The sequence below is a fragment of the Stackebrandtia soli genome (assembly GCF_965137155.1).
GTDB classification, from domain to species: Bacteria; Actinomycetota; Actinomycetes; order Mycobacteriales; family Micromonosporaceae; genus Stackebrandtia; species Stackebrandtia soli.
In genome coordinates, this window is sequence record NZ_CBCRZX010000036.1 from 31393 (window position 1) to 42491 (window position 11099).

Here is an 11099-nt window from a genome sequence, read left to right on the forward strand (position 1 = left end):
CGNCTCAATCGGGTAGTGGGAGACGCTCTAGCCGACGAGCAGCGTCAGCGCCTGCATCGAGATCTGGAGCGCGTCAAGGAAAGTGGTGATGCGGCCGACCCAGCGGGAGATCAGCGCGACGGCCTTGCTGACGACCCACGGGGTGCCGATGCCGAGGGTCAACCCGACTTCGGCGAGCCACTCGGGAACCCGGACCAGCAGCGTCGCGACACAGTCGGCGATGAGGTCTCGGACGATCTCTCGCACCGTCGCGACCAGGCTTCCGGCAGCGGACGTCGCCGCCGCCATACCCGCCGCGGCGGCGGAGATGCCGCCGATGCCGTCGACGTTGTAGCCCATCTTCTCGATGTAGGTCTGGGCCGAGTCGCCCTGCCAGTTGCCGATGTCGGCACCGATCGCGGTGTCGAGATCCACGGCGGCCTGCGCGAGCCCGTTCGAGACGTTGGTCCACGTGTTCGCGTAGGAGGTGATCGTGTCGGCGTCGCCAGCCAGGTCGTCGAGGGCTTCCCGAAGGGGCTCGACGTGTTCCATGATCCAGCCGACGGCCATCGACGCGAGGGAGCCGAGCGGGTCGAGCACGATCGACAACGCGTCGGCAGCGAGCGTCAGGCCGCCGATGGACGCGTCGACCCAGGAGCCGGAACCGATCGCCTCGATCAGACCTTGGGAACTCTCGACGATCCACAGGCCCGTCGTGGCGGTGGTCGTCTCGACGACATCGGCGATCATCGGGTTGGTGTCGTTCATACTTCGACGCCCTCCTCGATCGGGATGCTCGACATCGTCAGGTCCCAGGAGTTGATCTGGTCGACCGTCTCGAAGTTGTCGGCGGCGGTCCGCAGCAGCAACGAGTACGTGTCCAGGTTGGCCTTGGCGTGGGTCAGCAGCGTGTTCATCTCGTCATGGCGACCCTGAAGGATCGGCGGGATCCACTGACACAGCACGCCGTACGCCTCATTGCCGAGTTGAATGTGATTGCTGGCGCCCTGAGCCAACTCGACGACGCCGACGCACGTGTCGATGCTGCCGGCATGGGTACGCAGCTCCTCGGCGACGATCTGCACCGTGGTCATGACTGTCCTCTTTCTTCGGTCTTACCGAAACGGCGGTTGAAACCGTCGATCGTCGCCTTGCCCATGTCGGACTCGGCGCCGACCGTTCCGACCACGACCCGGCGGGCCCCCTCCGCCAACTGGGACTGGGCCTTGCGCATCGTCGTCATGATCTCGCTCGCCATGTCCTCGATGGACTTCGAACGGATGCCGTCCTTCAGGCGAAGGTCCTCGACCGCGCCGCGCGCGTTCACGGTGACCCGCACATCGTTGTCCGCGTTGGTCGCGGTCACTCGCAGCTTGTCCATCTTGGCCGCGACTTCGTTCGTATCGGAAAGCAGCTTGTCCGACCGGCGCTTCCAGTCGTCGATCCAACGTTCGCCGACGCCGTGGATGTCTTCCTCGCTCACGGAACGCCTACCTTTCACGTCACTATCGTCCCAACACTGAGCACCAGATTCAGTATGCCCCTGCCCGGCAAGAACTTCATCGCCGCGAGGACGCTTATTCATAACGGCCGACGGCGGACTCGGGATCGAGCCCCGACAGTGGAAAGATCCATTCGGAGACGGGTATTCCCTCCTCCGTCTCGGTCTCGTGCGGAGGAGCCGCGCTGGACGGGTGGGCCAGGTCGAAGCCGGACCCCAAGTCGTCGGCGAACAGCAGGGACTCCTGGATCGCGATCTCCTCAGCCTCCCGGTAGAGGATGTAGCCGCGCAGGAAGTCGACGTCGATGACCGGTGCGGCCATCGTGAGCAGGACCGCGTGACGCGCGCCCTCCTTCAACCGACGCAACTCCGCCCGCCAGCTGGTGAGATAGTCCTCGATCCTCCAGTGCCCCAATGGAACTCGGAACGGCTCACGCAACCCGGGTGCCTCGATGCGTCCGGTGGCGAACGGCTGTGCGTCCTCGGCCTCGGCGTTCAAACGGATCCGGAACATGACGTCATCGGGCATGACCAGCTCACCGACGGACGAACATGGCGATGTCGTCGAGAGCGTCGTCCACCACGCCGGCCAGCGCGGGCTCGGTCGCCGCGATCTCCGGCAGGCGCGACGTCGCCCGGCCGACGTCGAGACGGCCGTGGATCCTCGCGATGTGACCGAGCGACCGGACGGCCGCACGACGCACCTCGGAGTCTCGGTGGCTCAACAGTTCCAGCGCCCGGTTCTCGGCGACAACGCCATCGGACGAGTCGAAGGCGAGCGACAGGATCGCCACCGGACGCGGATCACCGGCACGTGTGAGTTCGAGCGCCTCTTCCTCCGGCCCGGCCGGAACATCCTCATATCGCATCACAGGATCACCTTGCCCTTCTCGTTGACGGGCAGGAGCCCTCCCGTTCGCCGGTATCCATCGACCATTGGCTCCGTCTGCGATGAACACGAGCCCGGCAAGGCTTCGTCGACCTGTCAACCGAGGGAGCGTACAAACGTTGGCGCGAAATGGAAGCCGGAGCGCCTTAATGGATGGTGGGTCGCCCGGGCCGAGCCTCGGGACGCGTTCGACGGCGGCCGCGAATCGGCGGACGGGAAGGACGCCTCTAGGCGACGCGGTCGGCGGCCGCCGCGATGTCCGCGTCGGAGGCGGTGAGCGCGACCCGGACATGGCGAGCGCCGTCCGGGCCGTAGAACTCGCCGGGGGCGACGACGATGCCGCGCGCGGCGAACCAGGCGACCGTCTCCCAACAGTCCTCGTCGCGGGTGATCCACAGGTACAGACCGGCCTCGGAGTGGTCGACACGGAAACCGGCCTTGGTGACGGCGGTGAGCAGGACGTCTCGGCGTCGCCGGTAGCGCTCGCGCTGTTCGTCGGCGTGGGCCGTGTCGAGGAGCGCCGCCGTCATCGCGGCCTGCACGGGCGCCGGGAGCAGGAATCCGGCGTGACGACGCAGTTCCATGAGCCCGGCGATGATCGCGGCGTCGCCGGCGACGAACGCGGCGCGGTAACCGGCGAGGTTGGATCGCTTCGACAGCGAGTGAACGGCGAGGACGCCCTCGGCGTTCTCACCCGACACGGAAGTATCCAGAATGGACGTCTGTCGCGCCGTCCACGGAAGCTCCACGTAGCACTCGTCGGCGACGACGAGGACGTCGCGCTCGCGGGCCCAGTCGACGATCGCGGCGAGCCGTGACGCGGGGAGCGTCGCCCCGGTCGGATTGTTCGGGTGGTTGAGCCAGATCAGCCGCAGCCGGTCGTCGTCGATCGCCGTCGGGTCGTTCGTGCGCACCACATCGGCGCCCGCCAGGAGCGCCCCGATCTCGTAGGTGGGGTACGCGATCGACGGGATCGCGATGAGGTCTCCCGCGCCGAGGCCGAGCTGCGAGGGCAGGTTCGCCACCAGCTCCTTGCTGCCGATCGTCGGCAGCGCCCCGATCGAACTCGACGCGCCGCACACGTCGGTGAGCCACGTCGACATCGCGGCCCGCAACCGCGGCGTGCCGATGGTGAGCGGGTAACCGGGGCTGTCGGCGGCGCCGGTGAGCGCGGCCCGTACGACCTCCGGGACGGAGTCGACGGGTGTGCCCATGGAGAGGTCGACGGGGCCGTCCGGGTGAGCCCGCGCCGTGTCCGCATACGGCCGCAGGCGATCCCAGGGGAAGCGCGGCAGCGGTGTCATGCGGGAGGTCGCGGTGCTCACGAACGGCTCCAATCGAAAAGTCAAGACACTGTGGACCGTGCGAAGCGCTCGGCACGGTGCCGTTCGACGCGGAGGCCGGGGGCTTCCGCGTCGCGCGTCACTCGGCGGGCTTCGGCGGGAGACCCGCCACGAAGGTCGCGTCCTTGTCGATCTTGCCGATCTTCGACGCGCCCGCCGGGGACCCGAGGTCCTCGAAGAACTCGTAGTTGGCGGCGGTGAAGTTGTTCCACTCCTCCGGGACGTCGTCCTCGTAGAAGATCGCCTCGACCGGGCACACCGGCTCGCAGGCACCGCAGTCGACGCACTCGTCCGGGTGGATGTACAACATCCGGTTGCCCTCATAGATGCAGTCGACCGGACACTCCTCGATGCATGCCTTATCGAGCAGGTCCACGCACGGCTCCGCGATGATGTAGGTCACGGTACGTCCTTTCGAGGTTTGACTTCGATGCCTGACCAACTACCGGTAGCACGTTGACGTGGACGAATCCGCGCTGATGGGCCACGGGGCGCTACCGGTCCACCAGCCTAATCTGTAGGTTGTCCCACGTGCGTGCGGGAGGTGAATAGAGGCATGCCTCGTCACTCGACGGTACGGGCGCGACGGCGTTATCCGGCCGTTTCGACCGCGCGAGTCGGCACGACGCCAGGCGATCCACGACATCGTCCGGCGCCGTCTCACGTTCACCGCACAACTGAGCCAACGAGACCACCCCTGGGGAACGATGCTCGGAAAGAACCAGATCGGCAAGCGGGTCGTCGTCCGACGCGCCGCCGAGATCATCGACGGTCGAAGACGGTACCGCGACGTCATCGGGGAACTGCTGAACTTCAGCGAGACGACGCTGTGGGTGCGCCGCGACTCGGGTGAGATCACCCCGATTCCGCGCACCGACGTCGTCGCGAGCAAGGAGATCCCGCCGAAACCGGTGTCGTACAAGGCGATCGCGGGGCTCGAACGCGCCGCCGCCGAAACCTGGCCCGCGACCGAGACCCACTGGATCGGGGCGTGGCTGCTGCGCGCCTCGGGCGGCTGGACGAACCGCGCCAACACCGCGCTCCCCCTGGGTGCCCCGGTGGAACCCCTCGACGACGCGATCGACGAGGTGTCCGCCTGGTACACGGCGCGCGGGCTGACGCCGGGCTTCGCCGTCCCGCTCCCGCTGTCCAGGAGGATCGCCGCACGGTTGGGCGAGCGCGGCTGGCGCAGCGTCGACACCGTCAGCGTCCAAACGGCCGCCGCGGAGGCGATCGTCGGCCCACCGGACGGCGACCCGACGATCGGCCTGCGCCTGACGAACGAGCCCGGCCCCGGCTGGCTGCGCCTGGCGACCGCCGCCAAGGGCGCGGAGTTGCCTCCGCACGCCCTCGACATCCTCGGGCACGGCGCGGACCGGGCGTTCCTCTCCGTCGGCGACGTGGACGCCCCGACGGCGTGCGCGCGCGGCGCGATCAGCGGCTCGGTCGCGGTCGTGTCGCTCGTCATCGTGTCGGCGGAGGATCGGCGCGGTGGGATCGCGACGGCGATCATGCGGGCGCTCGCCGCCTGGGCGATCGATCGAGGTGCGTCGACCCTGTGCGTCCAGGTCGTCAGCGAGAACCAGCCGGCGATCGCGCTGTACCAGAAGCTCGGCTTCGTGGCTCACCACAGCTACGTCAACATGCGGCCCTGACGGGAGCGGCACGGGATCGAGTCCACAGCCGAATCACCGACTGTGGACTCGGAGTGTTCAGCGGCGGGACTTCTGCTTGCCGTAGTGCCGCTCGACCCGCTTCAGGTGCTTGCTGCGGTAGTCGGCTCCGAACATCATCACCATCAGGAAACCGACGAAGGCGCCGAGCCCGGACACGACGGCGAAGAACACGATCTGCATGACGAGCCACTCGGCGCCCGCGAACGGGTTCAGGCCGACGATCAGCGGGCCGATGAACACGGCCAGCAGGACGCCCCCGACGAGACCGAGACCGAGTTCGGCGATGACGTGCTCCACGGGCTTGCGGACGGCCCACCAGGCTCCGCCGACGGCGGCCACCACACCCATCGCGATCGTGGCGTACAGGCCGACCGTGAATTCGGCGTCGACGTCATCGCCCTGCCCGCTGACGTCGACCACGATCCTCGCGGCGACGTTGATGACGAACAGGCTCAATCCGATGACGATGCCGGGCATCCAGCGTTTCATGGTGTCGAAGGCTCCTCACACTTTGGGGACCGTCCCGCACCGGCGCGACCGCGTCGTCCGACGGCGGCACTCGTCCACCGCCGCGCCGGAATCGGCGCCGCGCTCATGAACAGTGGGACGGCCCTTGTCCTGATACTGAATTACCGCAGCATGGCGGATCGTCGCAAGGGGTGGCCGATCACGATTTGGCCGACGCTCCCAGCCGACCGAGCGCTATCCGGTACCCGACGACCGCGATGGTCCCCGCGCCGGACACGAGCATGAGCGGACCGGGCCACATGTTGGCGATGACGAGCGAGCCCGTGTCCAACATGGTCGATGCGGCGAGAATGACGACGAACCAGACCGCCGCCGGCAGGAGCGCCAGGTAGCGCACGCGACACAGCCAAATCATGAGCATCGGCAGGCCCCAGTTGCCGAGGACCGCGAACAAGGCCGACACCGGCAGATACCCGCCGAATGCCTTGAATGGCACCAGGAACGACTCCACCACGGCCAACAGGAAGGCCGCGTAGACGATGATGACGCCACCGGCGACCCTGGTCACCATGTTCGGCTGGGGGTCGGGGGCGCTCGTCGGGGCCGGTCTGTCGTCCGTCACCCGGCCGAGTCTAGAGGTCGCCCCGTCACGTCAGATCGCGCGAGGGACGCGCCAGGACGGCACACGGCGAGGCGGGAAAGCTCTCCGCTGTATGTACACCGGGCGCGGCATACACGGGAACTTCGCCAGCGCGCCCACTCCCCGCTTGGTTGGTTAAAGTGCCCGCTTGGTTGGGCAAATGTTCGAATTAGGCGCGTTTTCGCAATTTGCCCAACCAAGCGGAACTTTTGCCCAACCAAGCGGGGAGTGGGTTGACGAGGTGGTGGTCGTGTGGCCGGAGGGTGTACTGCCTTTAAGCGGCCGGAGGGTGTACCGCCTTTAAGCGGTGGCCGGAGGGTGTACTGCCGCCATTCCCGCGCCCGTCTCGGGCGACCGCCTTTCGACGATCAGACGTCGAGGCCCGCGAACAGGTCCGACTCGCGGCCGTGCGGGCCGTCGCCGGGGCCGCGTTTGCCGGAGGCGAGCAGGTAGTGCTCCGTCGTCGCCGACTCGGGACCGAGCTTGGCGGCCATCACGAAGACCCAGTTGTCGGGCGGGACCTGCGTCGCGTGCGCCGCGAGCGCCGCGAGCTTCGTCTCGCCGAACCCGAGGGCGCTGATCGTCGTCGTCACCTCGGCGTCGTCGACACCGAACGGGAGGTCGTCGACGGACTCGACGCCCGCGAAGGGGTTGTCCGCCCCCTGAAGTTCCTCGAAACCCGCGAGGAGGTCGCTCTTCGGGACCGTCGTCCAGTAGAACTTGTCGACGGAGTGCGCGGAGCCGAGCTCGGGACGGTACGACGCGTCCGAGGCGGCGGCGATCGCGGCGACCGTGACACGGTGCGCCTGGATGTGGTCGGGGTGGCCGTAGAAACCGTTCGTGTCGTAGGTGACGACGACCTGCGGCCGGACCTCGCGGATCACGGAGACCAGATCGACCGCGGCCGACGCGACGTCGGCGCCCCAGAACGCGCGGGGGTGGTCGTTGGTGGGCAGCCCCTCCATGCCGGAGTCGCGCCACGTGCCGACACCGCCGAGGATGCGGACGTCGGTCAGGCCGAGGATCTCGCAAGCGCGAAGCCACTCGGTGTACCGGTAGCCGCCGAGCTGGTCGGCTTCCATCGCGGCGAGTTTCGCCAGCTCCGGGACGTGGATCTCGCCTTCCTCCCCGAGCGTGCACGTCACGAGCGTGACGTGCGTGTCGGGCGCGGCGGCGTACATGGCGAGGGTGGCACCGGTCGACATGGACTCGTCGTCCGGGTGCGCGTGTACAAAAAGGATACGGCGGGCGGCGGAAATCTCGGTCACGCGCATAACGGTAGCCGCCCGCCCCGACAACTCGCCGCCGTCAAGCCCATGTGATGGACGGGGGTCACATGGGCGCGACGGCGATGTCAGTCCTCCGCTCCGGTGGCCGCCGGTGCGGGTTCGGGCGCGCCTGCTCCGGAGGGTGACTCCGGGAAGTGGCAAGCGGCCTCGCCGCCGGTCGGCATGAGCCGCAACGGCGGTTCCTCACTCGCGCAGATGTCCTGCGCCTTCCAGCATCGCGTCCGAAAACGGCACCCCGACGGCGGGTTCAGCGGCGTCGGCACGTCGCCGACGAGCCGGATGCGCTTGTCGTCCTGGCGGCCCAGGATTCCGGCGTCCGGCACCGCGGAGAGCAGCGCTCGGGTGTACGGGTGCGATGGGGTCTCGTAGATCTGGGTGCGGTCACCGACCTCGACGACCTTGCCGAGGTACATGACGGCGATCCGGTCACAGAAGTGCCGGACGACCGACAGGTCGTGCGCGATGAACACAAAGGACAGACCGAACTCGCGTTGCAGGTTGCGCAGCAGGTTGACGACCTGAGCCTGAATGGACACGTCGAGCGCGGACACCGGTTCGTCGGCGATGATCAGTCTCGGCTGCAACGCGAGCGCCCGCGCGATGCCGATGCGCTGCCGCTGGCCGCCGGAGAACTCGTGCGGGAACCGGTTGTAGTGCTCCGGGTTCAGGCCGACGATCTCCAGCAGTTCCTTGACGCGGGCGCGCTCGCCACCGGGCGGCGTGATGCGGTTGACCTGGAACGGCGTCGCGATGATCTTGCCGACGGTGTGGCGCGGGTTCAGCGACGAGTACGGGTCCTGGAAGATGATCTGGATTTCCTGCCGCAACTGCCGCAACTGCTTGCCGCGCAGGTGTGTGATGTCGCGGCCGTCGAACTCGATGCGACCGGCGGTCGCCTCCAGCAGACGCACGAGCATCCGACCGGTCGTCGTCTTCCCGCAGCCCGACTCGCCCACGAGGCCGAGGGCCTCGCCCTTGGCGACCGAGAAGTCGACGCCGTCGACGGCGCGGACGACCTGCTTGGTCGCCAGCAGCCCGTTACGGACCGGGAAGTGCTTGGTCAGGCCGGAGACGTTGAGCAGCTCATTCGTCTTCGGTGCGGCGTCGGCCTTCGGCCGGGACTCCACCTGAGTCATTTCGCCTCCACCCTTTCCACGTCGGTGCGACGGATCGACATACGTTCAGCCTCCGGAAGGTGGCAGGACGCGAGATGACTGGGGGCGCCCGCGATCGGCAACAACTCGGGGCGTTCCACACCGCACGGTCCGCCGTCGAGCATCGCGTAGGCGCAACGCGGATGGAACGAACATCCGGAGGGGACGTTGAGCAGGCTCGGCGGGTTGCCCGGAATCGGGACGAGCGCCTCGTTCGCGTCGCCGTGCAGCGTCGGGATCGAGTTGAGGAGACCCCACGTGTACGGGTGGTGCGAACGGCGCAGGACCTGTTCGGCGGTGCCGAACTCGACGGCGCGGCCGCCGTACATGACGAGGACGTCGTCGGCGACCTGCGAGACGACACCGAGGTCGTGCGTGATGAGGACGATCGCGGAGTTGAACTCGCGCTGGAGGTCGGCGAGGAGGTCGAGGATCTGCGCCTGGACCGTCACGTCGAGCGCCGTCGTCGGTTCGTCGGCGATGATCAGGTCGGGGTCGTTGACCAGGCCCATCGCGATCATCGCGCGCTGGCGCATGCCGCCGGAGAACTCGTGCGGGTGCTGTTTGGCCCGCTTGTGCGGCTCGGGAATGCCGACCCGGTCGAGCATCTCGATGGCGCGCTTGTACGCGACGGCCTTCGACACCTTGTGGTGGACGCGGTACGCCTCGACGATCTGCCGCCCGACCGTGTAGAACGGGTGCAGCGCCGTCAACGGGTCCTGGAAGATCATCGCCATGTCGCGGCCGCGCATGCGGCGGACCTTCTCCGGCGAGGCCTTGACGACGTCGACGTCACCGACGCGGATCTGGCCCGTGATCGTCGTGTTCGACGGGTTGTGCAGGCCGAGAACCGTCAGCGACGTGACGCTCTTGCCGGACCCGGACTCACCGACGATCCCGAGGGTCTTTCCCCGGTCGAGGTCGAAGGACAGTCCGTCGACGGCCTTGACGATGCCGTCCTCCGTCCGGAACTGCACCCGCAAGTCCTCAACGGACAGATACGGCTTGCTCGTCGGAACGGCCTCGGTGCTTTCGATCGGGTCATCCGAAACAGTGGTGGTCATAGATGCGCTCCTCGAGGTCCTAGCCCAGCCGGACGCGGGGGTCGATGACGGCGTACAGCATGTCGACTATCGCCGTCGACACCACGATGAAAACGGCGGAGATGAGAACGGTGGCCATCACAATCGGCAGGTTCAGCTGCCGGACGGCGTCGACGCTCATCTTCCCGAGCCCGTTGAGCCCGAACAGCGTCTCCGTGACGACGGCCCCGCCGAGCAGGCCGCCGAGGCTCAAGCCCGCGGACGTCACGATCGGGGTGATCGAGGCCCGCAACGCGTGTCTCCAATAGACCACGCGATTTCGAAGCCCCTTCGCCCGTGAGGTTCTGATGAAGTCCTCATCCAGGACTTCGAGCATCTGCGAACGGATCATGCGCGCCTCACCGGCGAAACTGATGAGCGCGATCGTGAACCACGGCAGGATCATCCCCATCACCCACATCATCGGGTCCTCGAATGGGGAGGTGTATCTCGGCTGCGGCAGGATGCCGGTCTCGTATCGGAAGACCAGCAGCAGCAACGCGCCGAGGAAGTAGATGGGCAGGGCCGCACCGACGAGCGTCATGCCGATCGACAGCTTGTCGATCCAGCTGCCGCGCCGCAGCGCGGCGATGATGCCCATGGACAGGCCGATCGCCAGTTGCAGTGCCCAGGCCCCGATCGCGATGGAGGCGGTGACCGGCAGACCGCGCTTGACGATCTCGGTGACCTCCTCGCCGTTCAGGAAGGACTCGCCGAGACACGGCGCGCTGCACTCGCGTTCGAGTTCACCCTCGCCATAGGTGCGCCCGAGGAAGATGCCCTTCATGTAATCGGAGTACTGGTCGACGAGCGGTTCGTTGATACCGAGCCGATCGGCGACGTCCTCGACCTGTTCCGGGGTACAGCGCTGACCGCACATGATCCTGGCCGGGTCCGCCGGGACGCCGAAGAACAGTCCGAACGTGATCATGCTGACCACGACCAGAGTGAGCACCGCGAGCAGCGTTCGCCGAACGACGAAGCGAAGCATCCTTCATCACCTAACTCGTACCGGGCGGCGAAGCTGCACCGTCCGAAACAGACATACGATCGGGGGATTGTGCGAGAGGTGGGGGGG

Annotated in this window: 14 protein-coding genes; 1 reads left to right on the forward strand and 13 read right to left on the reverse strand. The window is 67.5% G+C overall.

The window, feature by feature from the left end; genetic code table 11:
- Positions 1–27 precede the first annotated feature (27 nt).
- The 7 genes from ACM9NP_RS18115 to fdxA all read right to left on the reverse strand — a co-directional run bounded on the left by ACM9NP_RS18115 (position 28) and on the right by fdxA (position 4115).
- Positions 28–747 carry a hypothetical protein gene (locus tag ACM9NP_RS18115; RefSeq protein ID WP_415647919.1) on the reverse strand — a complete coding sequence of 240 codons (720 nt, stop codon included), beginning with the start codon at positions 745–747 and terminating at the stop codon, positions 28–30.
- Entirely contained in the window at positions 744–1073 is a 330-nt protein-coding gene (locus ACM9NP_RS18120) for a type VII secretion target (RefSeq protein WP_415647920.1), read from the reverse strand. Before ACM9NP_RS18120 ends, ACM9NP_RS18115 begins: the two co-directional genes overlap by 4 nt.
- Positions 1070–1462, reverse strand: a complete 393-nt coding sequence (locus ACM9NP_RS18125) for a YbaB/EbfC family nucleoid-associated protein (protein WP_415647921.1) — start codon at positions 1460–1462, stop codon at positions 1070–1072. The genes ACM9NP_RS18120 and ACM9NP_RS18125 overlap by 4 nt, the downstream gene beginning before the upstream one ends.
- 94 nt (positions 1463–1556) lie before the next feature.
- A complete protein-coding gene (locus tag ACM9NP_RS18130) occupies positions 1557–2009 on the reverse strand; it encodes a hypothetical protein (RefSeq protein WP_415647922.1) in 453 nt (150 codons plus the stop codon).
- A 7-nt stretch (positions 2010–2016) separates the two neighbouring features.
- Positions 2017–2349, reverse strand: coding sequence for a hypothetical protein (locus ACM9NP_RS18135; RefSeq protein WP_415647923.1), 333 nt, complete (start codon positions 2347–2349; stop codon positions 2017–2019).
- Between the two features lie 247 nt (positions 2350–2596).
- A complete protein-coding gene (gene dapC, locus ACM9NP_RS18140) occupies positions 2597–3673 on the reverse strand; it encodes a succinyldiaminopimelate transaminase (protein WP_415647934.1) in 1077 nt (358 codons plus the stop codon).
- 118 nt (positions 3674–3791) lie between these two features.
- Complete coding sequence (gene fdxA, locus ACM9NP_RS18145; RefSeq protein WP_415647924.1) at positions 3792–4115, reverse strand: ferredoxin; 324 nt, start codon at positions 4113–4115, stop codon at positions 3792–3794.
- A gap of 304 nt (positions 4116–4419) precedes the next feature.
- Between fdxA and ACM9NP_RS18150 the strand changes: the two genes are divergently transcribed.
- Entirely contained in the window at positions 4420–5367 is a 948-nt protein-coding gene (locus tag ACM9NP_RS18150) for a GNAT family N-acetyltransferase (protein WP_415647925.1), read from the forward strand.
- 57 nt (positions 5368–5424) lie between these two features.
- Here the strand turns inward: ACM9NP_RS18150 and ACM9NP_RS18155 are convergent, their stop codons facing one another.
- The 6 genes from ACM9NP_RS18155 to ACM9NP_RS18180 form a co-directional block, all read right to left on the reverse strand.
- Positions 5425–5877, reverse strand: a complete 453-nt coding sequence (locus ACM9NP_RS18155) for a hypothetical protein (RefSeq protein WP_415647926.1) — start codon at positions 5875–5877, stop codon at positions 5425–5427.
- A gap of 178 nt (positions 5878–6055) precedes the next feature.
- The gene (locus ACM9NP_RS18160) at positions 6056–6478 is read right to left on the reverse strand and encodes a hypothetical protein (protein WP_415647927.1); all 423 of its coding nucleotides are present in this window, start codon (positions 6476–6478) and stop codon (positions 6056–6058) included.
- Positions 6479–6864: 386 nt separating this feature from the next.
- On the reverse strand, positions 6865–7764 hold the full coding sequence (gene mshB, locus ACM9NP_RS18165; RefSeq protein WP_415647928.1) for an N-acetyl-1-D-myo-inositol-2-amino-2-deoxy-alpha-D-glucopyranoside deacetylase: 900 nt from the start codon (positions 7762–7764) through the stop codon (positions 6865–6867).
- An 86-nt stretch (positions 7765–7850) separates the two neighbouring features.
- Entirely contained in the window at positions 7851–8921 is a 1071-nt protein-coding gene (locus ACM9NP_RS18170; protein ID WP_415647929.1) for an ABC transporter ATP-binding protein, read from the reverse strand.
- Positions 8918–10003, reverse strand: coding sequence for an ABC transporter ATP-binding protein (locus ACM9NP_RS18175; protein WP_415647930.1), 1086 nt, complete (start codon positions 10001–10003; stop codon positions 8918–8920). The genes ACM9NP_RS18170 and ACM9NP_RS18175 overlap by 4 nt, the downstream gene beginning before the upstream one ends.
- Before the next feature lie 19 nt (positions 10004–10022).
- The gene (locus ACM9NP_RS18180) at positions 10023–11012 is read right to left on the reverse strand and encodes an ABC transporter permease (protein ID WP_415647931.1); all 990 of its coding nucleotides are present in this window, start codon (positions 11010–11012) and stop codon (positions 10023–10025) included.
- Positions 11013–11099: the final 87 nt, after the last annotated feature.